The sequence below is a fragment of the Bradyrhizobium sp. CCGUVB14 genome (genome assembly GCF_024199935.1).
Lineage (GTDB): Bacteria > Pseudomonadota > Alphaproteobacteria > Rhizobiales > Xanthobacteraceae > Bradyrhizobium.
On record NZ_JANADS010000001.1, the window covers coordinates 4,152,243 to 4,173,998 of the forward strand.

A 21,756-nucleotide genomic window follows, 5' to 3' on the forward strand; every position below is an offset into this window, starting at 1 on the left:
GCTTGAAAGTGGCGGAGATCAAGACCCCTTCGGGGACCAGATCTTGATGGCGGTGGTGTCGATCTTCACGGGAATCAGGCCTTCGGCGTGGAATGCATCGGCGATGCGCTGCTGCTCCGACAGGCCCGGGCCGGTGACCGCGCCGACCTGATAGGAGCGATGGCTGTTGGCCTCCTCGACTGTTGCCGCATCGATGCCCCAGAGCCCGGCGAGCAATGTCGCCGCGTCCTTCGGCTGGGCCTTCACCCATTTGCCGGTCTCGGAGAGCTTTGCGAAGATCAGGTTGAGCACTTCGGCATGCTTGTCCGCATAGGCGGCCGAAGCGAGGTAATAGCGCTGATAGCTTGCAAGGCCATTGCTGCCATCCGACAGGATCCGACCCTTCGTCTGGTGCAGGGCACTGGTCAGGAACGGATCCTAGGCGACCCAGGCATCAACATTGTTGCTGACGAAGGCTGCGCGACCATCCGCCGGTGTCAAATAGGCCGGCGTGATGTCCTTGAAGCTCAGCCCCGATTTCGCCAGTGCCGCAAGCAGCAGGTAATGGCTGCCGGCGCCCTTGGTCACCGCGATCTTCTTGCCCTTGAGTTCGGCAATGGTCTTGATGGCCGAAGCTTCTGGCACCACGATTGCCTGGGCCGCCGGGGAGGCGGCCTCTTCGGCGACATAGGCGAGCTTGGCGCCGGCGGCTTGCGCAAAGATCGGCACCGTGTCGGCGACGTCAGCGCCGAAATCGATGCTGCCGATGTTGATGGCTTCCAGTAGCGGCAGGCCGCTGGTGAATTCGTGCCAGGAGATGGTGACGCCGAGTGGCGCTAGCGCCTTCTCCAGTTCCCCGTTCGTCTTCAGGATCGCCGTGAGGGTCGAGGATTTTTGATAGCCGATGCGAAGCTCCTCGGACATCGCGGGCTGAATGGAGGCCATGGCAAGGAAGCCGAGCGCAGCCGCGGCGAGGGCTCGCAGGCGGAACGTGAGGTGATGCATTTCGAATATCCGGTTCAACGTAACTACCTTGCCGTCTCGGCCTCTGTCTGGGGAGACCGGGACGAGTCACTTTGCCGGTAAACGGGTCTGCGTGGCAATTTCGCAGTCCGGCGCAGAAGGGAACGAACATGCTCTCGCGTGTTGAGAATTGAGAATGGAGTTGTCGGTGCGGAAAAGACGTTGTCGCGGTGCACTGCCTGGACGCATCCGATCAGGGTGATGAGCGAGGAACACAACGCGGCTCAGCGCAGTTCGACGCGGTACGCTTCCGTGTGGCAAAGCTTTCGCCAAAGATCAGGAAACTCGCCAGGGCGATGATCCAGACGGATAGCCCGCCATAGAGCATCACGAGCCTGAAACCATGGATCAGTGCGTCCTGCACGGCAGCATCCGCTGCCGGAAGGAGGCTCAGCTCGGGGATATCAGACAGGCGGCTGGTGCCGCCGGCGATGCGTTCCGCGAGATATTGGAGACGATCGGCATCGAGCCCACCGGGCAGCGCGCTGCGAAGCCAAGAGGAAATGCCTGCGATCAGGATGAAGCCCATCAAGGCGATGTTGATCGCCAGTGAAATCATGCGGGCGCTCATATCGATGCCCGACGCCATGCCGGCCCGTGTGCTCGACACAGCCCCCGTGGTGACGTTGGTCACGGGCGTGTTGGTGAGGGCGAGGCCTATGCCCGCAAGTAGACATCCTGGCGCCAGCGTCAGCCAGGTGACATGCTCGACGCCGCTGCCAACCCACATCGATAAGAAGCCGAGGCCGATGACGAACAGGCCGAGGGGAATGGCGATGCCGCCACCGAACCGCAGCAATATCCTTTCGCCGAGCGGCGGAATCACCAGCGTCGGGAGCGTGTAGGTCAGCAGAGCGAGACCGGCCGTGAGATTGTCGTAACCAAGCGCGCTACGAAAGAAGATCGGCAGATAGATCATGAAGGACCAGAAGCTGAAGTTCATGCCGGCCGATCCCAATAGAGCCCCTGAAAACGCGCGTATCCGGAACACCGAGAAGTCGAACATCGGCCGCGCGCGATGCAGCTCGACCAGCACGAAGGCAACGAGGCTGAGAAGGGCCGTCGCGACGATCGCCACGCCGGTCAGGCTGCCGAAGCCGAAGTCGGGGCCTTCCGTGATGTAGAAGGCGACGCAGAAGACCGACGTCGAAAGCGTCACGATGCCTGCGATGTCGAGGTGCTTTGCCTCGGGATCGCGGGACTCCCGCACGCCCGTAACGGCAAGCGCGATCGTGACGATCGCGATGAATGCGTGGATCAGGAATACCCATTGCCAGCCGGAGACCGCGACGATCGCCGCGCCGATGATCGGTCCGAAGCCAAGCCCGATGCCAAAAATGATGCCCCAGGCGGCGAAGGCGCGTGCGCGCGGTGCGCTCTCCTGAAATTGATGCGAGAGGACCGCGACTTGGCAGATCAGCATTGCGCCGCCGCTCATGCCCTGAAGGAAGCGGCTCACGATGAGCAGGAGCGCGTCCTCCGCCAGTCCGCAGATCAGCGAAGCCAGGCCGAACACGGCGATGCTGACGACGAACACCCGCTTTCGACCGTAGCGATCCGCCAGCGTCCCGGTCGCCATCAGAACGGTCGTGACCGCGATGGTGTAGGCATTCATGATCCACTGCAGTTGCTGGAAATTGGCATGCAGCACTGTCTCCAGCGTGGGAAGAATCGTCGGAACGCTAGAGATTTCCAGGCCGAACATGAGGGACGCGAGGCACGCTGCGGCCAGCGCGATCGTGTTTCGTCGTGATGGTGAGACCGTCAAGGCTGTAACCTCCAATTGTCTTGCGGATTGCCGGCGAGGGCGCGCGACGTCGCTCGCTCCGGGAAAGCATGGTGTCCCGTGCGCATGTCCGTGTCAGGCGGGGCGAACATAGGGGCCCCTTGACCACAACAAAATCCGATCAATATAGATTTCAGAGACAACAAAGCCGGATGATGCAATGCTCTCGCTCGATGTCGATGCCGTCAGAGCCTTTGTGATGGTGGCGGACCTTCACAGTTTTACGAGGGCCGCCAAAGCGCTGGGGACCACGCAAGGGGCGATCAGCGTCAAGCTGAAGCGGCTGGAAGATCGCGTCGGGCATCGATTGCTCGAACGCACGCCGCGATCGGTGCGGCTGTCGGCGCAGGGGACGGCGTTTCTGCAAGGGGCGCGGGAGCTGATCGCGGCGCACGAGCGCGCACTCGCCGGGCTCAACGCGCCGCCGCGCCATTTCGGCCTTGGTATTGCAGCGCATGTCGCGGGCCCGGAAGTCCCGGGCCTGCTGTCACGGCTGCACGCGCACGATCCGAATCTGACCATCGAGGTCCAGCTCGACAATTCGCGCAACCTTCTCGACCTGTTCGATCAGGGGCGGTTGGACGCAGCCATCGTCCAGCGCGAGGACGATCGCCGCGATGGCGAGACGCTGGCGCACGAGCGCTTCGGCTGGTTTGCAGCGCAAGGGTTCGAGCACCGGCCGGGAGAGCCTTTGCGTCTCGCCGCGCTGGCCCCGACCTGTGGTGTCCGCAATGTTGCGACACAGGCGCTGGATGCGGCCGGCATCAAATGGATCGAGGTGTTCCTGGGCGGGGGCTCCTCGGCGGTCCATGCCGCCGTCGTGGCGGGGCTTGCGATTGCGCCGCTGTCGTATCGGATCGCGCCGGCAGGCACCATCGACGTCGGCGCCAGGCTCGGGCTTCCCAGGCTGCCACCGTCCGAGGTGGTGCTTCATTCGTCCTTGACCGACCGCCGGTCGCGGGCCGCGCTGGGAGCCATCGCGGCGGCATTCCGCGAACATCGCACGCAGGCGTGAGATTCGCGCCGCTATTCGGCCGCGTCGGATTGGGCCGCGGCCATCGCAGGCAAACGCCGGAAACGCGCGCCGGGATGCGTGCCGTGCAGCCGCGGGCCGCGCCCCGGAAACAGCTTTTCGCGCAGCGTGCCGTCGCGATAGGCGGTCTTGTAGACCCCGCGCGATTGCAGCTCCGGTACCACGAGATCGACGAAGGCGTTCAGCGACTCCGGCGCGACCAGGCGGAACAGGTTGAAGCCGTCGACATCGGTCTCGTCCGCCCACGCGATCAGCTCGTCGGCGACGTCCTGCGGCGAGCCGACCACGAAGGGCGAGCGGGCGCCGGCGCGGCTGAGCTTCGCGAGGTCGCCGACCTTGACCGGCCGCTCGCTTCGCACCGTGAAATTCTCGACCATCGACTGGATGGCGTTGCTCTCGACATATTCGATCGGTTGGTCGGGCCGGTAGGTCGAGAAGTCGATGCCGGTCCAGCCCGACAACAAGGCGAGCTGGCCGGTCTGGTCGACGTGCCGCGCATAGTCCTCGAGCAGATCGTTGGCCTCGGCGCGCGTCGGCGCCACGATCACGGTCGCGCCGGCAAACATGCGGATGTCATAGGGATCGCGGCCATGGGCCTTGGCCGCCTCGCGGATCTCGCGGACTGAGCGCGCCAGGATCGGCTTGGTCTGGCCATTGAGAAAGATCGCTTCCGAATGCTGGGCCGCGAAGGCGCGACCGCGTTTCGAGGTGCCCGCCTGATACAGCAATGGCGTCCGCTGCGGCGAGGGCTCGGCGAGATGGATGCCGTCGACCTTGAAATAGGGGCCCTCGTGCAGCACGCGGTGGAGCTTTGCGGGGTCGGTGAAAATGCGCCTGTCGCGATCACGGCGGACGGCGTCGTCCTCCCAGCTTCCCTCCCACAGCTTGTAGGCCGCGGTGAGGAAGTCCTCGGCCGCGTCATAACGATCATCATGGGCGCGGCCGGCCGGAAGCCCCATGCCGCGCGCGCCGCTGTCGAGATAGCCGGTGACGATGTTCCAGCCGATCCTGCCCCTGGTCAGATGGTCGAGCGTCGAAAACGTGCGCGCCAGTTGATAGGGATGCTCGAAGGTCAGGTTCGAGGTGATGCCGAAGCCGAGGTGGCGGGTGACGAGCGCCATCGCGGACACCAGCAGTGTCGGGTCCGCGTTGGGAAGTTGCACGCCATGGTGTGCGGCAGCTTCGGCATTGCCGCCATAGACATCGTATACGCCGAACACATCCGCCAGGAAGATGCCGTCGAGCAACCCTCGTTCGGCGGTCCTGGCGTAGTCGGTCCAATATTCGAGCGTGTTGTAATCGATCGATGCGTCGCGCGGATGAGACCACAGGCCGGCCCAATTGTGGCTCGGCGCAGTCTTGTTGAAGGCGTTGAAACGCAGCTCGCGCGGTCTCGTCATGGTCGGGGCCCGATCATCAATTGCGAAGCAGATCCGCTCCGCGTGGCCATTTTTAACATTTCGCGCGAGCGAGTTTGTTTCCAATTCGGCGAAGGAGCCGAAAGAAACGCGTTACGAAGCGACGGTGACGCAGCACGCGCATCGCTATTTTCCGGACACGCTCGACAGCCGCAGAATCCGCCCGCATCATTTTCCTCGACAAGCATGGCTTGCCGCGCACGACGCGCGCTCTCGAGATGAGATAAGGGAATTGCAGATGACGTTGGAGACCCGGAACTTCGAGACGCTCGCGTTGCACGGTGGATCGTACCGCACCGACCCTGCCACCGGTGCGGTGGCGGTTCCGATCTATCAGACCACGTCATTCCAGTTCGAAAACACGGACCACGCCTCGCGCCTGTTCGCGCTCGAGCAACTCGGGCCAATCTACACCCGCATCGGCAATCCGACCCAGCAGGCTTTCGAGGACCGGCTTGCCGCACTCGAGGGCGGGGCGGCTGCCCTCGCGGTTGCCTCCGGACAGACGGCGTCAGCCTTCGCGATCTTCAACATCGCGCAGGCCGGCGACAACATCGTGTCGTCGACCGATCTCTACGGCGGGACCTGGACGCTGCTTTCGCAGACGCTGAAGCAGTTCGGCATCGAGGTCCGGTTCGTCGATCCCGCGGACCCCGAGAATTTCCGCCGCGCAACCGACGCGAAGACGCGCGCCTATTTCGGCGAGACGCTTCCCAATCCCAAGCTGAACGTATTCCCGATCAAGGAGGTCGCGGACATTGGCCGTTCGCTGGGCGTGCCGCTCATTCTCGACAATACGGCCTCGCCGCTGATCGCGCGTCCGTTCGAGCACGGCGCCGCGGTGGTGGTCTATTCAACCACCAAGTATATCGGCGGCCACGGCACCGCCATTGGCGGGGCCATCGTCGACGGCGGCAATTTCGACTGGGCCGCGCATGCGGAGCGCTTCCCGCTGCTGAACAAGCCTGACGAGGCTTATCATGGCGCGATCTGGACGGAAGCCGCGAAGCCGCTCGGCCCGATCGCCTACATCCTGCGCGCCCGCGTCAAGCTGCTGCGTGATCTCGGCGCATCGATCGCGCCGCAGAACGCGTTCCAGTTCATCCAGGGCATCGAGACCCTGCCACTGCGGATCCGGCAGCACAATGAGAACGCGGTGAAGGTCGCGAACTTTCTCGCCAAGCACGCCTCGGTCGCGAGCGTGATCTTCCCCGGACTGCAAAGCGGGGAGAACCGGCGCAGTGCGGACGCCTATCTGAAGGGCGGTTTTGGCGGGCTGGTCGGCTTCGAGCTGAAGGGGGGCGTCGAAGCCGGCCGGCGGTTCATCGACGCACTCAAGCTGTTCTATCATGTCGCCAATATCGGCGACGCGCGCTCGCTGGCCATTCATCCGGCGTCGACGACGCATCAGCAACTCACCGCGGCCGAGCAGCTCGCCGCCGGCGTCACGCCCGGCTATGTCCGCCTGTCGGTCGGGATCGAGCATCCCGACGACATTCTGGCGGATCTCGGCCAGGCGCTGGCGCATGCCGAGGCCGGCGCGCGCAAGGCGGCGTGAAACGCGTCATCCGAATTGAAACGGGAATTGGAAGTCATGAGAATCCTTCGTCTTACCGCACAAGCTGCGGGCCTTTGGCTCGCATTCACAGCGGCGGCCCTTGCCGGTGAACCGCTGAAGATCGCGACCAGCGCCGGCCCTGTCGCGCAATTGGCGTCCTTTGCCGCCAAGCTCGCCAAGGAGAAGGGGCAGGACGTCAAGATCGTGGAGCTGTCGGACTGGGTGGCGTTGAACGAAGTCGTCAACAGCGGCGACGTCGACGCCAATCTGTTCCAGCATGCGACCTACCTTGCGCTTCAGAACAAGCAGCGCGGCTTCAATCTGGTGCAGGTCGACAAGGTCGGCGTCATCGCGCCGGTCGGCCTGTTCTCGAAGAAGATCAAGACACTCGACGAGATCAAGTCGGGCGACAGCGTCGCCATTCCGAACGAGCCGCTCAACGGGGCCCGCGGTCTGATCCTGCTGGAGCGGGCCGGGCTGATCAAGCTCGCGCCCGGCAAGGGCTTTTCGGTCAGCAAGTTCGATATCACCGACAATCCCAAGAACCTCAAGATCGTCGAGCTCGACCCGGCGCAGACCTATCGTTCGCTCGACGACGTGACGCTGGCGCTCGTCAACATCACCTATCTCATTCCGGCCGGCGGCGACCCGAAATCGGCGTTGATCATCGATCGCACCGTCGACGAGGGCCTGGTGCTGCGTTTCACGGCTCGGCCAGACAAGAAGGACGATCCGCGGCTGAAAGCCTTCATCCAGGTGTTCAATTCGCCCGAGGTGAAGCAGTTCATCGAGGAGAAGCAGCCGGCGTTCATTCCGGCCGGGTTCAGCAGCTGAGAGCACGCGCGGCGCGAGGACATGACGCCATGATCTATGTCATCGACGTCGATCACATGAGCCTTGCGTTCGCGGCGAGCAGCAAGATTCAGGCGGCGGAGATTGCTGGCTCGCCGCGGTTTGCGCGCGCGATCGGTCGGTCTTGCCGGGATCGACGGGGTGCGAAGACGTCAAGCCATCAGCCGCGCGTCGCGACGGTTCGGGAGCGTGTCGCCTTCCACGATATGTCCGCCGAATTCGCCGGTGCGGCGGCGGATATCCTGGTTGCCCGCGTCGGGTAGCCGTCTCGATCAATCATATCGCTCGACTAGGAGAACATAGATCATGAAGCGTCGCTTGTTCCTCGTGATGGCCGCCGTTGCCTTGTTCACGGCGCCGGCTTCCGCGGATCAGAAGATCAAGGTCGGGATATCGGGTGGCGATTCCGAAATCGTCTGGGCCAAGGTCAAGGAGATCGCCGCCAAGGATGGCCTCGATGTCCAAGTCGTCGTCTTCAACGACTATCTGCTGCCCAATGCCGCGCTCGATGTCGGCGATCTCGACGCCAATGCCTTCCAGCACAAGCCTTTCCTGGATAACCAGATCAAGACGCGCGGATACAAGATCGTTGCCGTCGGCGAGACGATCGTCGCCCCGATCGGGCTCTATTCCCGGAAGGCGAAATCGGTTGCCGAGATCAAGGACGGTGCTTCGATCGGCATCCCGAACGATCCGTCGAATGGCGGCCGCGCCTTGCGGCTGCTTGAGGCGGAGAAGCTGATCGCGCTGAAGGACGGGGTAGGGATCCTGCCGACCGCGCTCGATGTGACCGGAAATCCCAAAAAGCTCAAGATCCGGGAGATCGACGCCGCCCAGCTGCCGCGTAGCCTGGATGACGTCGACGCCGCCGTCATCAACACGAACTACGCCGTCCCGGCGGGCCTCATCCCGGGCAAGGATTCGATCGCGATCGAGTCCTCGGTCAACAATCCCTACAACAACTTCATCGCCGTTCGCGAGAAGGACAAGGATGCTCCCTGGGTGGCGAAGCTGGTGCGCGCCTATCAGAACGATACGGTCCGCCAGCTCATCAAGGACAAATTGCCCGGACAGATCCCGGCGTTCTGAACAGATTCAATCCGGAGACGAGCGATGACGAATTCATCTGGCCGCGCCGAGAAGCTGTCGAGTTCGGCAGGATCGATCGTGTTCGACGCCGATGTGCTGGTGCTCGGTGGCGGTCCCGCCGGGACGTGGGCCGCGATCAGTGCCGCCAGGTATGGCGCACGCGTCGTGCTGGCGGACAAGGGATTTTGCGGCACGTCAGGGGCGACCGCGGCGGCCGGCACCGGCGTGTGGTACGTCGACCCCGCTCCCGAACGTCGGGAGGCGGCGATGGCCAGCCGCGAGAAGCTGGGCGGCTATCTCCAGGATCGCCGCTGGATGGCGCGGGTGCTGGACCGGACCTACGTCCAGAGCAATCAGCTTGCCGACTGGGGCTATCCTTATCCCGCCGATGACGACGGCAGGCCGCAGCGGAATTCGCTGCAGGGCCCCGAATACATGCGCCTGATGCGCAAGCGGGCCAAACAGGCCGGCGTCACCATCCTCGATCATTCGCCGGCGCTCGAGCTGCTGGTCGATAGCAGCGGCGTGGTTGCCGGCGCTGCGGGCCTGCGTCGCCAGAAAGGCGACCGCTGGGTGGTCAACGCCAAGGCCGTGGTGATCGCAACCGGCGGATGCGCATTCCTCAGCAAGACGCTGGGCTCGAATGTGCTGACCGGTGACGGCTATCTCCTTGCGGCGGAAGCGGGTGCGGAATTCACCAGCATGGAGTTCTCCAACGCCTACGCGATCTCGCCGGCCTTCGGATCGGTGACCAAGACCCTGTTCTACAGCTGGGCGAGTTTTACGGATCAGCAGGGCAGCGTCATTCCCGGAGCGTCGTCGAAGGGTGGCCGCTCGGTCATTGCGCGCGCGCTACGGCAGGGGCCTGTCTATGCCCAACTCGACCGGGCCGATGCCGAGACCCAACGGCACATGCGCGCGTCCCAGCCGAACTTCTTTCTCCCGTTCGACCGCACCGGCATCGATCCCTTCGCGCAACGTTTCCCGATCACGCTTCGCCTCGAGGGGACCGTTCGCGGGACGGGCGGTCTGCGCATCGTCGACGACAGTTGCGCGACCACCGTTCCGGGCCTCTATGCGGCAGGCGATGCTGCGACCCGCGAGCTGATCTGCGGCGGCTTCACCGGCGGCGGCAGCCACAACGCGGCCTGGGCGATGTCTTCGGGCTATTGGGCCGGCGAGGGCGCCGCCCGGTTTGCGCGTCAACTGGGCACGACGATCGGGCGTCGGGCGTTCCGACGCGGCACGGTTGGTTTGCACGCCCGCAGCGGGCCGCCGTTGCACGGCGGCGCGCTTGCGCGGAGCGTTCAGGACGAGGTGTTCCCCTACGAGCTGAATTATTTCCGCGAGGCCGGGCGACTGGGCGACTCTCTGCGTCGTCTGGATGGCCTGTGGTCCGAGGCGTCGCGCGCCGATGCGCCGGACGACCAGGAGCTGCTGCGTGGACGCGAGGCCGCTGCCATGCTTGCGACCGCGCGCTGGATGTATCGCAGCGCGCTGGCGCGCCAGGAAAGCCGGGGAATGCATCGCCGCGACGATTATCCTGAGCCGGATGATCGCTACCTGCACCTCGTGACGACCGGCGGGCTGGACGACGTCTGGACATCGACGCGTCCGCTGGCGTCTTCCCAATATTCGGAGGCCGCCGAATGATCGAGGTCATCGATACCGAGCGGTGCACGGCCTGCGACATCTGCGTCAACGTGTGCCCGACCAACGTCTTCGACAAGACCGACGGCATTCCCGTCATCGCCCGCCAGGGCGACTGCCAGACCTGCTTCCTGTGCGAGCTCTATTGTCCGGAAGATGCGCTGTTTGTTTCGCCCTTTGCCGAGGCGCCACAAGCGGTCGATGTGGCCGCACTGAAGGAAGCCGCCGTGTTGGGAAGTTATCGGCGCGCGGTCGGCTGGACCGATGAGAACCGGCACCTCCGGGCGGCCGATCGGAGCTATCGGCTGTTCGGTCATTGAAGTTTGCGCCAACCGGACCGCACGTCGGCGACGACAAGCGTGTCAGGCGGGTGCGCGAGATAACACGGAGATCATGGTGTCGTCCTCGCTCGAAGAGCTGTCGATCACGGCTGACGTGCTGATCGTCGGCGGCGGAATGGCCGGCGCATGGGCAGCGGTCTCTGCGGCGCAGGCGGGGGCGAGGGTGGTCCTGGCTGACAAGGGCTATTGCGGCACCAGTGGCGTCACCGCCGCTGCGGGGCCGGGCCATTGGTGGGTGCCGCCGGACCCTCCCACGGCGCGGGACGCCGTTGTCGCCAATCGCGTCGCCGCCGGGCTCGGCCTTGGCGAAGCTGAATGGATGTATCGCATCCTCGACCAGACCTGGCGCACGCTGCCGACGCTTGCCCCGTCCTACAAATTCGGCGTGGACGACGAGGGCAGAGTGAACTACCGCGCGGTGCGCGGGCCGGAATATATGCGGGCGCTTCGCCAGCACGTGCTGAATCACGGGGTCACTATTCTCGATCATTCGCCCGTGATCGAGCTGCTGGCACGCGCCGATGGATCGATCGGCGGTGCGCGCGGGCAGCGCCGGCAGGATGGTGGCCGCGGCTATCGGATCGAAGCGGGCGCGGTGGTGCTCGCGGCGGGCGGGACCAGTTTTCTGTCGCATCTGTTGGGATCCCGAACGAATACCGGCGACGGCTACCTCATGGCGGCCGAGGCGGGCGCGGAGCTGTCCGGCATGGAGTTCACCGCCGCCTACACCATTGCGCCGGCGCATTCCACGATGACGCGCAGCATGGCCTATGCCTTTGCGACCTACTCCGACGCCGATGGCAACGAGCTCGACCTGCCGTTTGGTCCCGATCAGACCGTCCGTCTTGCCCGGGCACTGCAGCGCGGGCCGGTCTACTGCTTGCTGGACCGTCTGCCCGACGACATCAGGGTGCGGTTGCATACGATCTCGCCGAACGTGCCGCTGGTGTTCGACCGCTGGGGCGTGGATCCCTATCGCGACCGGTTCGAAGTCACGCTGCACAATGACGGCACCATCCGTGGCATCGGCGGCGTGCGCGTGCATGATCTGGATTGCGCGACGTCGGTCCCGGGACTGTTCGTCGCCGGCGACAATGCATCGCGCGAGAAGGTCGCCGGCGCGATCTCCGGCGGCGGCAACGTCAATTCGGCATGGGCGCTGTCGTCCGGCACTTTCGCGGGCCGCGCAGCCGCGCGCGTGGCGCGCGGCACGAAAGCTCGCTTCACGGAGCTGCGGCCGCTTGGCCGGGCCGGGCTGCGCCCGCGCGGTCTGCCCAAGGCCGTTGATGTTGCGTCAGCCAGAGACGTCGTGCGCGCTCAGATGCACCCGTTCGACAAGAATCTGTTCCGCACGGAAAAAGGGCTCACGGAATCCGCGCGCGTCCTGGAAGACCTGTGGCGTGAGGTAGCGGATCACGGCCAGGACGGTTCGATCGCGCTGCGCGAAACCGCGGCGCTGCTGGCCACGGCGCGCTGGTCGGTGGCCACGGCGGCTGCGCGCAAGGAGAGCAGGGGCCTTCATCGGCGTGAGGACTATCCCGCACAGGATCCGCAATTGGCCGGTCGCCTGCTCAGCAGCGGACTGGACCAGGTCCGGGTCGCGCTCGACCGTCCATCAGCAAGCGTCCGGCCGGATCAACTCGAGGCAGTGTCATGATCGAACTCATCGTCGCGGAGCGCTGCACCGATTGCGGAGCATGCATCGAAGTCTGCCCGGCCAACGTGCTCGATCGCGGCGGCGACGGCCTGCCCATCCTCGCGCGCGTCGAGGATTGCCAGACCTGCTTCATGTGCGAGCTCTATTGCCGTGCAGATGCGATCTATGTCGCGCCCGATTGCGACCGCCGCGTCTCCGTGAGCAGGGAGGAGGTGCTGGCGTCCGGTCGTCTCGGCCAATACCGCAAGCACTCCGGCTGGGACGAATGGGCGGAGCAGTTTCCCAACGAGCAATGGCTGATGGAAACCGTGTTCCGCCGCGCCGGCGAGGCCGCGGCTCGGCCCAAAGCGCAGCAGCCCGACATCGCCGGCAGGAAATAACAGAGCCGCGTGCAGAGACGAATCCTTGCGCCTCGTCGAGACCGGTCGTCCTGTTGTTGCCCGATGCCGTTGATCTTTGAAAAGACTATCTTGCTTCCAGCGCCTAGCATGTCCGCCTCGTTACCATCATGAACGCGTGACATGAACACTCCTCGAATTGAAAGCCGGCGCGCCTCCACCAGCGTGCGATCGCCGATCATCGTCAATCAACTCGGCGCGGAGGTTCGTGCCGCGCTGGCCGAGCACTGGTCGCGTCCGCTGATCATCGATCATCCCGCCGATCGTGCGGCGTGGGAGGTCGCGCCCGAGGCCGACGTGCTGCTGACACGGCCGCTGGCGGGTTGGCAGAAGGCGCCAGCGGAGAAGCCAGCAGGCTGGCCGTTCGGCCTGCGCTGGGTCCAGACCGCATCGACGGGCGTCGATTTCTTTCCGGCATGGCTGCTCGACGGGCCCGTGGTCACGGTCGGCCGCGGCATCTCGGCCGATCCGATCGCGGAATATGTTGTCGCCGCGATCCTCGGCTTCGAGAAACGCATCCACGAGATCCGGCCGCGCAATCGTGAGCAGTGGAAGATCGCCCCGTTGGGATCGCTTAGCGGCAAGACGATCGGCATCGCGGGTTTTGGCGCGATCGGTCGTGCCGTCGCGGCGCGGGTCAAGCCGTTCGGCGTCAACATCAGGGTTCTCAGGCGGTCGGCCTGGCCATACGTTCTTCCCGGCATCCAACCCGTCGACAGCATCGAGCAACTCGTCGAGGTCTCCGATCATCTCGTCCTGGCGCTGCCGGCGACGACGAAGACGGCCCGTCTGATCAACGCCGACGTGCTGGCGCGGGCCAAGGAGTCGCTGCATCTGATCAATGTCGCGCGCGGGCGCATCATCGATCAGACCGCGCTGCTGCAAGCCCTCGACGAGGGCCGGATCGCCGGCGCCACGCTCGATGTCACGGATCCCGAACCGCCGCTGGATGGCGATCCGATCTATCACCATCCCAAGGTCGTCCTCACGCCGCACGTCTCCTGGACGGGAGGCGAGGACGTCAAACGGCTGGCCGACAAGACGCTGGTCAATCTCGATGCCTATGCGCATGGCGTGCCGATGGCCGACGTCTTCGACAAGAACCTCGAATACTAGAGAAGGAGCCGCACCCATGAACAAGGTCGTCGAAAAACCCAAAAAATACTCCCTGGTCGAGCGGACGCCGGCGGCGACGTTCGAGGAGGAGAGGCTGCACCGCAAACAGCGTCTCGCCGCGACGTTCCGGCTGTTCTCGCGCTACGGCTTCGATCAGGGTCTCGCAGGCCATGTCACCGTGCGCGATCCGGAGTTTCCGGAGCGGTTCTGGATCAACCCGTTGTCGAAGCATTTCAGCCAGATCAAGGTGTCCGATCTTCAGCTCGTCGACCACGACGGCAATATCCTGATCGGCGACAAGCCGATCAACCAGGCCGGCTTCGTGATCCACTCTGCGATCCACGCCGCGCATCCGGACGTGATCGCGGCCGCGCACACGCATTCGACCTACGGCAAGGCCTGGTCGGCGCTCGGCCGGCTGCTTGATCCGTTGACGCAGGACTCCTGCGCCTTCTACGAGGATCACGTATTGTTCGATCCGTTCTCCGGCGTCGTGCTGGAAGCGGAAGAGGGCCGCAAGATCGCGCAGGCGCTGGGGTCCAAGAAGGCCGCGATCCTGCAGAATCACGGCCTGCTCACGGTGGGACCGACCATCGAGGCCGCGGCCTGGTGGTACATCGCCATGGACAACGCCGCGCGCGCCCAGCTGCTCGCGGAGGCCGCCGGCACGCCAAAGCCGATCCCGCACGAGATCGCCAGCTTGACGTCGCGGCAGGTCGGCACCCACAAGGGCGGCTATTTCAGCTTCCAGCCGCTGTGGGACTGGATCACCGAGGCGGAGCCGGACCTGTTCAACTAGGGATACGGCGTCCGGGCCGGGCAGCTACCCGGTTCGCCGCGATTGCATCAGGCCGCGACATCGTGAGATATCACGATGCGCGGCCTGCTTCGTTCACGCAGGCCGATGCTGCAACGCTGAGGAGCAGGGCGACATGACCATTGGTCTGCCAAGCGAAGTCGAAGTCATCACGTTGTTCGTCGATGACATTGCGTCGGCGAAAGCCTTCTACGCGAAAGTGTTCGCGTCCGAGACGATCTGGGAAGATGCGGTCTCATCCGTGCTGAGATTTGGTGGACTCCTGATCAACCTGCTCGACGTGTCTCGGGCACCGCCGCTTGTCGAGCCGCTGCCTGTCGCGCAGTCCTCCGCAGGGGCGCGCGCCCTCCTGACGATCAGGGTCGCCGATATCGATCAGGTCTGCTCAGCCCTGCGGGAGATTGGCGTCGATCTGCTCAATGGCCCGATCGACCGTCCGTGGGGACGGCGAACGGCGTCCTTTGCCGACCCTTCGGGACATGTCTGGGAGATCGCGCAGCTGATTGCACGGACATAGCAGCCTGCTGGCCGGGGCGCCGTTCGCTACAGCGTCCTGCCAACACGATTGACCAGTTCGATGAACCAGCGCAGCGCCGGGTCGGTCATGGCCCGGCGGGTGTGGAGGAGGTCGATCGTGAACGCCTCCACATCGTAGGGAAGCGGAACGACGGATACGCCTGCCGGCGAGGCGAAGCGCCGGGCGATGCGTTCGGCCATGGTGGCCACGAGATCGGTGCCGGCAACCGCAAACGGCACGGCCACGACATGGGCGAGCGTGACCGCCGTGCGCCGTTTGCGGCCGTGCCGGGTCAGCGTCGTGTCGATCGCGCCCGGAAGGCCGTCTCCGCCGGCCGAAGAGAACAGGACATGCGGAAGCCGGGTGTAGTCGTCCTTGCTCAGCCGGGCCTTCCGCCTGGCGCGTCTGGCGTCGCGAATGCAGACGAAATGCTCCTCGAACAGCGTCGTCCGGGTGATGCGCGCGGAGGCGGGCAGATGGCCGCCGATCAATGCGTCGATATCGCCGTGCTCGAGGCTCGCGACGCTCAAAGCCGTGTCGATGATGGGACGCACCACGAGATCCATTCCGGGCGCTTCCCGTCGCAGTGCCGCGACCAGCGGCGGCACGACGATGAGGTCGCCATAATCGGTCACCGCAATGGACATGCGGCCGCGCGCTGTTGCCGGATCGAAAGCTGATCCGGGTGCGAGCACGCCTCTGATCTGTCCGAGTGCCTCGCTGATCGGCCGGGCCAGCGCGAGGGCCTTGGCCGTCGGCTGCATGCCCGAGGCCGAGCGCACGAACAGATCGTCGCCGAACAAGGCCCGCAGGCGGGTCAGGACGCTGCTCATGGAGGGCTGTGCGAGACCGACGCGCGCGCCGGCGCGGGTCACGCTGCGCTCCTCCATCAGCGCCTCGAAGGCGACCAGAAGGTTGAGATCGATGGAAGCCAAATTCATTTGGACAATGGTAGGCATATCTAAAATCGATTTCAAGAATGCGGCAGGGAGTGGTCTATTGGCGTGGAAGACCCTAATTGGACGAGGCGTATGCAATCCTCCCTCCTGCGCCTCATCCCGCGCGGACCGACCTTGTTGGCCCTGGGCGTCCTGCTCGGCCTGGTGTGTCCGGCGCTCGCGGATCTGGCGCGACCGCTGATGCCGGCCACGATCTTCCTGATCGTGCTCGGGACGTTGCTGCGAATCGATGGCGAGGCGGTCGTCGCGGCATTGCGCCGGCCATCGCTGTCCGTGTTGTTGCCGGCAATTGTCATGGTCGGCTGTCCGCTGATGATCGGTGCGACCGGTCGCGCCGCAGGCCTTGCTCCGGAGCTCGCGCTTGCGATCGTGCTCGCCGTCTCGGCGCCGCCGTCGAGCGGTACCGCGGCGGTGGCGCGCATGCTCGGGCTCGACGGCGCGGTGCCGCTGGTGGTGACGGTGTTGTCCATGGTGCTGGCGCCGGTCACGATCCCGCTTCTCGCCGGTTGGTTCGGCGGGCTCGAGATCAGCGCGTTCGAGCTCGCGCTGCGTCTGGCGCTGTTGATCGGGAGCGCCGAAGGCCTTGCCTTCCTGCTCCGCCGCCATGCGGCGCCGGTTCTGGCCGCCCATGGCGATGTGGTCGACGGGATCATCGTCGCCGCGCTTCTGGTCTTTGCGGTGGCGACCATGGCCGGCATTCGCGCGCAGATCGCCGCGGATGTGCAGGGTGCAACGCTGTGTGTTGCCCTTGCGTTCGCCTGCAATGTGGCCCTGCAAATTGCGGGGGCGGTGCTGCTGCCTGGAACTTTGCCCGAGCGCCTGACGGTGGGGCTGATACTCGGCAATCGCAATGTCGGGCTGGTCTGGTCGGCCCTCGGCGCTGCCGCCTCGCCACGCATGGCTCTATACTTCGCCGCGACCCAGTTCCCGATCTATATCCTGCCGCGCCTGATCGAGACCCTGATCGGCCGCGACAAACGAAAGGCCAGAGCATGACCACGTCCCGTCTCACCCGCGAACACGCGGCGCAGTTCGCCGGCATCGCCCTCGGCCATGTCGGGCGTGAATATCCCAACAATGTGGATCATGCGCTGGCTGAACCGGCCGATGCGCGCACGCCGAGCCAGCTGCATCCGATCTTTTACGGCAGCTATGACTGGCACTCCTGCGTCCACAGCTACTGGATGCTGGCACGGCTGCTGCGCCGCTTTCCCGACATCGCATCGGCATCCGCGCGTTGTTCGACGCGCAATTCGTTCCCGACAAGGTCGCCGCCGAATGCGCCTACTTTGCCCGTCCGACTGCGCGCGGCTTCAAGCGGCCCTATGGCTGGGCCTGGCTGCTGAAGCTGGCGACCGAGCTCGAACGCCAGTCCGACGATCGCTGGGCGCGCAGCCTTGCACCGCTGGCGGAGGTCATCGCGCAACGCTTTCGTGACTTTCTGCCGCGCGCGACCTATCCCGTGCGCGTCGGTACCCACTTCAACACGGCGTTCGGCTTGCGCATGGCGGCGGACTACGCCGGCCTGAAGAAGGATGAAGCACTCGCCAGGCTGCTGCGTGAAACAGCGCTGCGCTGGTATGGCGAGGATCGCGACTGTCCAGCCTGGGGTGAGCCCAGCGGCGACGATTTCCAGTCCTCCGCGCTGATCGAAGCCGAGTGCATGCGGCGCCTGATGCCGCCGGACGCATTCTTGCCGTGGTTCGACCGGTTTCTGCCGCGTCTCGCCGACCGACAGCCGGCAACGCTGTTCCGGCCTGCGACGGTGACCGATCGCTCCGATGGCAAGATCGCTCACCTCGACGGGCTCAATCTCAGCCGGGCCTGGTGCTGGCGCTCTCTCGGCGATGCCCTGCCGGGAGACGACGCGCGGCGTGCGATCGCTCATGCGGCGGCTCAGGAGCATCTGGCCGCGGGTCTTCCCCATCTCGCCAGTCACTACATGGGCGAGCACTGGCTGGCGAGCTTTGCTGTCCTTGCGCTCGATCGTGAGGAGTAAGCGCCCTCGCTCAATCTCCAGCCATGGCCAGCTGAGGGCGCAGCCGCGGCGCTTGCGCGATACCGCTGCCACCTGACGGGATCGAAGCCAGCAGGGACCGGGTATAGGACTGCCGGGGATTGTCGAAGACTTCAGTGACGGTCCCGTGTTCGACGATGCGTCCGCGGTGCATCACCGAGACGGTGTGGGCGAACTGCCGTACCAGCGCGAGATCATGGGAGACGAAGACATAGGTCAGGCCGAGATCGGCTTGCAGCGAGAGCAGGACCTCGATGATGTCGGCCTGAACGGTGACGTCGAGCGCGGACGTCGGTTCGTCGAGCACGATCACGTCAGGCTTGAGGACCAGCGACCGGGCTATCGCCACGCGCTGGCGCTGGCCACCTGACAAAGCTCCCGGCTTGCGACCGAGCAACTGCTCGCCGAGCCCGACATCGGCCAGGGCCTGGCGGACCCGTTCGTCCCGCTCCTTGCGCGATCCGATCTCGAACCGGTCGAGCGGTTCGCGAATGAGCCGCTCGATCGTCCAGGTCGGGTCGAGCGAGGTGAAGGGATTTTGGTAGATCAGTTGCAGGTGGCGCCACACCGTGCGCAGCGACTTCGGCGAACGGTTGGTCAGTCGTTCGCCGGCGACCGAGATGGTCCCGGTGTCGGGCTGCTCCAGCCCGAGCAGCAGCCGGATCGTCGTTGTCTTGCCCGAGCCCGACTCGCCCACCAGCGCATGCGTGGTGCCGGCGGGAACAGCGAACGAGACGTCATCGACGGCCGTCAGCGTCTCCCCGTCGACCGCAAAGGTTTTGGTGACGGCACGGAGCTCGATCTTCGGGGGCGCGCCGGGGTTCGTCTCGCGGAAGCCCGGGTCGCGCAGCCCCGCGTAACGATCGGGGTTCAGCGCCGGCACATCGGCGTGCAGCTTCCTTGCGTAGGACGAGGCCGGCGAAGAGAACACCGTCGCGGTCTTGCCCGACTCCTGGACGATACCGTCCTTGAGCACCACCAGCGATTTGGCCCGCTCGGCGGCGATGGCCAGATCGTGGGTGATGAGCAGCAGGCCGATATTCAGCTCCTGCTGGAGCCGCGAGAGCAGGTCGAGGATCCGTTTCTGGATCGTCACGTCGAGCGCCGAGGTCGGCTCGTCCGCGACCAGCAGCGCCGGGCGAGGGAGCACTGCGAGGCCGATCAGGACGCGCTGGAGCATGCCGCCGGAGAGCTGGTGAGGATAGGAGTCATGCACGCGCTGGGGATTGTCGAGCCCGACCTGCGCGAATGTCTCCAGGATAATTTGCTTGCGGATCTTCTTGTCGGGCTCGTCCAGCAGCGCCGCCGCCTCCTGCGCCTGTGCACCGATCGTCCGCACCGGGTTGAGCGCGTTGGCGGGATCCTGGGGAACGAACCCGATGGCGCGTCCGCGCAGCGGCCGGAAGCCGCGCTCGGAGATTCCCAGCACCTCCTGACCGTCGAACACGATCCGACCGGTGGCGCGCCCGTTGCTGGGCAGCAGCCGCAGCACCGCGCGGGCGATGGTGGATTTGCCGGAACCGGACTCTCCGATGAGCGCGAGGCTCTCGCCGCGGCCCAGTTCGAATCCCGCGTCGCTCACGACCTCGTGGGGCCCGTAGGAGACCGACAGGCCATCGACCCTGAGCAGCGGAATCGAGCGCAGCGGGGTTGGCGCGATGACTTTGGTCCTGTTGAAGGTGAAGGTTAGTCCGTCTTGCGGAGCCATCGGCTGATCCTGTTCACAGAGAGCACGGTCGCGATCGTGACGAAGGCGGGCGCGTACACCAGCCACGGCCATTTGAGGTAGTCCTTGCCGATCGAGATCAGCAGGCCCCAGTCGGAGGCGGGCGGCGGGTCGCCGTAGCCGAGAAAGGCAAGACTGGCGATGACGAGGATCGAGAGACCGAATTGCAGGACTGCGAGCGGGAACACCGAGCGTGACGCGTTCGGCAGGACATGCCGCAACAGGATGTGCCAGCGCGAACCGCCGAGCAGGAATGAGGCCTCGACGAACGTCGCCTGCCGCGTCTTGATCACCTCCGAGCGCATCACCCGCGCGAACACGGCCACTGCCGAGATGCCGGTGGCGATGGCCGCGTTGGTCGTGTCGAAGCCAATCGCGGTGACGACGATGACGGCCAGCAGGAAGTTCGGGATCGCCAGCAGCACGTCGACGAGGCGGGCGAACACGATATCCACCCAGCCGCCGAAGAAGCCCGCCAGCAGCCCGATGAGCCCGCCGGTGACGGCGGCGATCGTCACGGCGATGAGGGCGCTTCGCACCGAGGACGCGGTGCCATAGACGACGCGGGTATAGAGGTCGCGGCCGAGATGATCGGTGCCGAACCAGTGCTCGGCGCCTGGTGCGAGCAGCTTGTCGGTGGGAACGCCGTTGAACGGGCTCTGGCTCGTGAACAGGCCGGGGGCGAGCGACCAGGCGATCACCAGCGCGATCACAGCGAAGGCGAGCACGACGCTGGGCGGGATGCTGAGGCTTGTCAGCCAGCCGGTCGCCGAAGCCCGTGGCGAGGAGGAGATGCTGCTCATGATGCCGCCGCCTGGGTCGCCCCGGCAGAGCTGTCCTGAGCCGTGGTCGGGCGGTGCTTCACGCCACCGATCAGCTTCACGCGCGGATCGAGCAGGGGATAGACGAGATCGGCGATCAAATTGACGAGCACGAACACCACCGCGGCCAGCGAAACGACCGCTTGCAGGACCGGCAGGTCCTGTGTGCTCACCGAACGCTGGACCAGGCTGCCGATGCCGGTGCGCCCGAACACGGTCTCGGTGATCAGCGAGCCGCCGAGCAGCTCACCGATGGTGAGCGCGACGATGGTGATGACCGGCAGCGAGGACGGCTTGAGCAAATGCTTGGCAAAGAGCCGTGCCTGGCCGAGACCGCGGCCGCGTGCGACGGCGGCGTATTCCTGGGCGGACTCGTGGTCGAGATTGGCGATCAGCACCTCCGCGATTTGCGCCGAGATGGGAATGCCGAGCGCGATCGCGGCGAAAAAGGTCGCCCAGAAGCTATTGGGATCGATCACGCGGAAAAGGCCGAGCTGGAAACCGAAGGTGTGGATCAACACCAGGCCGATCACGAAGTTGGGCACCGACAGGAACAGCGACGGAAAGCCGCGCAGCAAACCCTGGCCGAAGCGTTTGGGAACGAACTGGGTGCCGTAGGCGATCGTCACGGCGAGCAGGAGCGCGACGGCGAAGCCTGCGGATGCCAGGATCATCGTCGAGGGGAGAACCTCGGCGATCAGGGTCGTCACCGGCCGGTTGGACCGCATCGACAGGCCGAAATCGCCGGTCACGAAGTGGGACAGCGACGTCCAGAGCTGGATCGGGATCGGCTGGTCCAGACCCTGGGCGGCGATGATCTGCCTGATCTCGTCCTCGGTGAATCCGTTCTGGGGATCGCGCAGGACGTTGGTGATGGGGTCGCCGGGCAGGATGCTGACGACCACGAAGGTGAAGACATAGGCCAGCAGGATGACGACGAGCGCCTGCGCCAGGCGCTTTGCGGCATAGGACAAATAGGCATTGTTCATGCCGTCAGCT

General features: G+C 65.3%; 19 protein-coding genes and 2 pseudogenes. 14 read left to right on the plus strand and 7 right to left on the minus strand.

Features of this window, described 5'->3' with window-relative positions:
* Positions 1-18 precede the first annotated feature (18 nt).
* Positions 19-984 (minus strand): annotated as a pseudogene (locus NLM32_RS19100) (aliphatic sulfonate ABC transporter substrate-binding protein).
* 211 nt (positions 985-1,195) lie between these two features.
* The gene (locus NLM32_RS19105; protein WP_256568270.1) at positions 1,196-2,770 is read right to left on the minus strand and encodes an MFS transporter; all 1,575 of its coding nucleotides are present in this window, start codon (positions 2,768-2,770) and stop codon (positions 1,196-1,198) included.
* 178 nt (positions 2,771-2,948) lie between these two features.
* On the opposite strand from NLM32_RS19105, the gene NLM32_RS19110 reads away from it, so the two are divergent.
* Positions 2,949-3,803, plus strand: a complete 855-nt coding sequence (locus NLM32_RS19110; protein WP_254130460.1) for a LysR family transcriptional regulator — start codon at positions 2,949-2,951, stop codon at positions 3,801-3,803.
* Between the two features lie 11 nt (positions 3,804-3,814).
* Here NLM32_RS19110 and NLM32_RS19115 read toward each other — a convergent pair whose 3' ends face one another.
* Positions 3,815-5,221 carry an LLM class flavin-dependent oxidoreductase gene (locus tag NLM32_RS19115; RefSeq protein WP_254130461.1) on the minus strand — a complete coding sequence of 469 codons (1,407 nt, stop codon included), beginning with the start codon at positions 5,219-5,221 and terminating at the stop codon, positions 3,815-3,817.
* 256 nt (positions 5,222-5,477) lie between these two features.
* On the opposite strand from NLM32_RS19115, the gene NLM32_RS19120 reads away from it, so the two are divergent.
* The 11 genes from NLM32_RS19120 (at position 5,478) to NLM32_RS19170 (ending at position 15,234) form a co-directional block, all read left to right on the plus strand.
* A complete protein-coding gene (locus tag NLM32_RS19120) occupies positions 5,478-6,797 on the plus strand; it encodes an O-acetylhomoserine aminocarboxypropyltransferase/cysteine synthase family protein (protein WP_254130462.1) in 1,320 nt (439 codons plus the stop codon).
* Between the two features lie 36 nt (positions 6,798-6,833).
* Positions 6,834-7,631, plus strand: coding sequence for a MetQ/NlpA family ABC transporter substrate-binding protein (locus NLM32_RS19125; RefSeq protein WP_254130463.1), 798 nt, complete (start codon positions 6,834-6,836; stop codon positions 7,629-7,631).
* A gap of 29 nt (positions 7,632-7,660) precedes the next feature.
* Positions 7,661-7,912 carry a hypothetical protein gene (locus tag NLM32_RS19130; RefSeq protein ID WP_254130464.1) on the plus strand — a complete coding sequence of 84 codons (252 nt, stop codon included), beginning with the start codon at positions 7,661-7,663 and terminating at the stop codon, positions 7,910-7,912.
* A 43-nt stretch (positions 7,913-7,955) separates the two neighbouring features.
* On the plus strand, positions 7,956-8,738 hold the full coding sequence (locus NLM32_RS19135) for a MetQ/NlpA family ABC transporter substrate-binding protein (RefSeq protein WP_254130465.1): 783 nt from the start codon (positions 7,956-7,958) through the stop codon (positions 8,736-8,738).
* A 24-nt stretch (positions 8,739-8,762) separates the two neighbouring features.
* Positions 8,763-10,391, plus strand: coding sequence for an FAD-dependent oxidoreductase (locus NLM32_RS19140; RefSeq protein WP_254130466.1), 1,629 nt, complete (start codon positions 8,763-8,765; stop codon positions 10,389-10,391).
* Complete coding sequence (locus tag NLM32_RS19145; RefSeq protein ID WP_254130467.1) at positions 10,388-10,708, plus strand: ferredoxin family protein; 321 nt, start codon at positions 10,388-10,390, stop codon at positions 10,706-10,708. Before NLM32_RS19140 ends, NLM32_RS19145 begins: the two co-directional genes overlap by 4 nt.
* A gap of 73 nt (positions 10,709-10,781) precedes the next feature.
* A complete protein-coding gene (locus NLM32_RS19150; protein WP_254130468.1) occupies positions 10,782-12,386 on the plus strand; it encodes an FAD-dependent oxidoreductase in 1,605 nt (534 codons plus the stop codon).
* The gene (locus NLM32_RS19155; RefSeq protein WP_254130469.1) at positions 12,383-12,766 is read left to right on the plus strand and encodes a ferredoxin family protein; all 384 of its coding nucleotides are present in this window, start codon (positions 12,383-12,385) and stop codon (positions 12,764-12,766) included. The genes NLM32_RS19150 and NLM32_RS19155 overlap by 4 nt, the downstream gene beginning before the upstream one ends.
* Before the next feature lie 141 nt (positions 12,767-12,907).
* Complete coding sequence (locus NLM32_RS19160; RefSeq protein ID WP_254130470.1) at positions 12,908-13,900, plus strand: NAD(P)-dependent oxidoreductase; 993 nt, start codon at positions 12,908-12,910, stop codon at positions 13,898-13,900.
* 16 nt (positions 13,901-13,916) lie between these two features.
* Positions 13,917-14,699: a class II aldolase/adducin family protein gene (locus NLM32_RS19165; protein WP_254130471.1), complete on the plus strand. Its 783-nt coding sequence runs from the start codon at positions 13,917-13,919 to the stop codon at positions 14,697-14,699.
* A gap of 133 nt (positions 14,700-14,832) precedes the next feature.
* Entirely contained in the window at positions 14,833-15,234 is a 402-nt protein-coding gene (locus NLM32_RS19170; RefSeq protein ID WP_254130472.1) for a VOC family protein, read from the plus strand.
* A gap of 26 nt (positions 15,235-15,260) precedes the next feature.
* On the opposite strand, the gene NLM32_RS19175 is transcribed toward NLM32_RS19170, so the two are convergent.
* Positions 15,261-16,175 carry a LysR family transcriptional regulator gene (locus tag NLM32_RS19175; RefSeq protein WP_254130473.1) on the minus strand — a complete coding sequence of 305 codons (915 nt, stop codon included), beginning with the start codon at positions 16,173-16,175 and terminating at the stop codon, positions 15,261-15,263.
* Positions 16,176-16,265: 90 nt separating this feature from the next.
* Here NLM32_RS19175 and NLM32_RS19180 point away from each other — a divergent pair, with 90 nt between their 5' ends.
* Together NLM32_RS19180 and NLM32_RS19185 are read left to right on the plus strand one after the other, a co-directional pair.
* A complete protein-coding gene (locus NLM32_RS19180) occupies positions 16,266-17,189 on the plus strand; it encodes a hypothetical protein (RefSeq protein WP_254130474.1) in 924 nt (307 codons plus the stop codon).
* Positions 17,186-18,192, plus strand: a pseudogene (locus tag NLM32_RS19185) (DUF2891 domain-containing protein). Before NLM32_RS19180 ends, NLM32_RS19185 begins: the two are co-directional and overlap by 4 nt.
* Before the next feature lie 10 nt (positions 18,193-18,202).
* Here the strand turns inward: NLM32_RS19185 and NLM32_RS19190 are convergent.
* The 3 genes from NLM32_RS19190 to NLM32_RS19200 are packed head-to-tail and all read right to left on the minus strand — an operon-like array spanning position 18,203 to position 21,746.
* Positions 18,203-19,918: an ABC transporter ATP-binding protein gene (locus tag NLM32_RS19190; protein WP_254130475.1), complete on the minus strand. Its 1,716-nt coding sequence runs from the start codon at positions 19,916-19,918 to the stop codon at positions 18,203-18,205.
* Complete coding sequence (locus tag NLM32_RS19195) at positions 19,897-20,739, minus strand: ABC transporter permease (RefSeq protein WP_254130476.1); 843 nt, start codon at positions 20,737-20,739, stop codon at positions 19,897-19,899. Before NLM32_RS19195 ends, NLM32_RS19190 begins: the two co-directional genes overlap by 22 nt.
* Positions 20,736-21,746 carry an ABC transporter permease gene (locus NLM32_RS19200; protein ID WP_254130477.1) on the minus strand — a complete coding sequence of 337 codons (1,011 nt, stop codon included), beginning with the start codon at positions 21,744-21,746 and terminating at the stop codon, positions 20,736-20,738. Before NLM32_RS19200 ends, NLM32_RS19195 begins: the two co-directional genes overlap by 4 nt.
* Positions 21,747-21,756 lie beyond the last annotated feature (10 nt).

Coding starts and splice junctions, on each gene's coding strand:
- NLM32_RS19195 (WP_254130476.1), bottom strand. CDS start 20,739: ATGAGCAGCATCTCCTCCTCGCCACGGGCTTCGGCGACCGGCTGGCTG.
- NLM32_RS19140 (WP_254130466.1), top strand. CDS start 8,763: ATGACGAATTCATCTGGCCGCGCCGAGAAGCTGTCGAGTTCGGCAGGA.
- NLM32_RS19160 (WP_254130470.1), top strand. CDS start 12,908: ATGAACACTCCTCGAATTGAAAGCCGGCGCGCCTCCACCAGCGTGCGA.
- NLM32_RS19135 (WP_254130465.1), top strand. CDS start 7,956: ATGAAGCGTCGCTTGTTCCTCGTGATGGCCGCCGTTGCCTTGTTCACG.
- NLM32_RS19155 (WP_254130469.1), top strand. CDS start 12,383: ATGATCGAACTCATCGTCGCGGAGCGCTGCACCGATTGCGGAGCATGC.
- NLM32_RS19145 (WP_254130467.1), top strand. CDS start 10,388: ATGATCGAGGTCATCGATACCGAGCGGTGCACGGCCTGCGACATCTGC.
- NLM32_RS19125 (WP_254130463.1), top strand. CDS start 6,834: ATGAGAATCCTTCGTCTTACCGCACAAGCTGCGGGCCTTTGGCTCGCA.
- NLM32_RS19170 (WP_254130472.1), top strand. CDS start 14,833: ATGACCATTGGTCTGCCAAGCGAAGTCGAAGTCATCACGTTGTTCGTC.
- NLM32_RS19165 (WP_254130471.1), top strand. CDS start 13,917: ATGAACAAGGTCGTCGAAAAACCCAAAAAATACTCCCTGGTCGAGCGG.
- NLM32_RS19115 (WP_254130461.1), bottom strand. CDS start 5,221: ATGACGAGACCGCGCGAGCTGCGTTTCAACGCCTTCAACAAGACTGCG.
- NLM32_RS19120 (WP_254130462.1), top strand. CDS start 5,478: ATGACGTTGGAGACCCGGAACTTCGAGACGCTCGCGTTGCACGGTGGA.
- NLM32_RS19200 (WP_254130477.1), bottom strand. CDS start 21,746: ATGAACAATGCCTATTTGTCCTATGCCGCAAAGCGCCTGGCGCAGGCG.
- NLM32_RS19130 (WP_254130464.1), top strand. CDS start 7,661: ATGATCTATGTCATCGACGTCGATCACATGAGCCTTGCGTTCGCGGCG.
- NLM32_RS19175 (WP_254130473.1), bottom strand. CDS start 16,175: ATGAATTTGGCTTCCATCGATCTCAACCTTCTGGTCGCCTTCGAGGCG.
- NLM32_RS19190 (WP_254130475.1), bottom strand. CDS start 19,918: ATGGCTCCGCAAGACGGACTAACCTTCACCTTCAACAGGACCAAAGTC.
- NLM32_RS19110 (WP_254130460.1), top strand. CDS start 2,949: ATGCTCTCGCTCGATGTCGATGCCGTCAGAGCCTTTGTGATGGTGGCG.
- NLM32_RS19150 (WP_254130468.1), top strand. CDS start 10,782: ATGGTGTCGTCCTCGCTCGAAGAGCTGTCGATCACGGCTGACGTGCTG.
- NLM32_RS19180 (WP_254130474.1), top strand. CDS start 16,266: ATGCAATCCTCCCTCCTGCGCCTCATCCCGCGCGGACCGACCTTGTTG.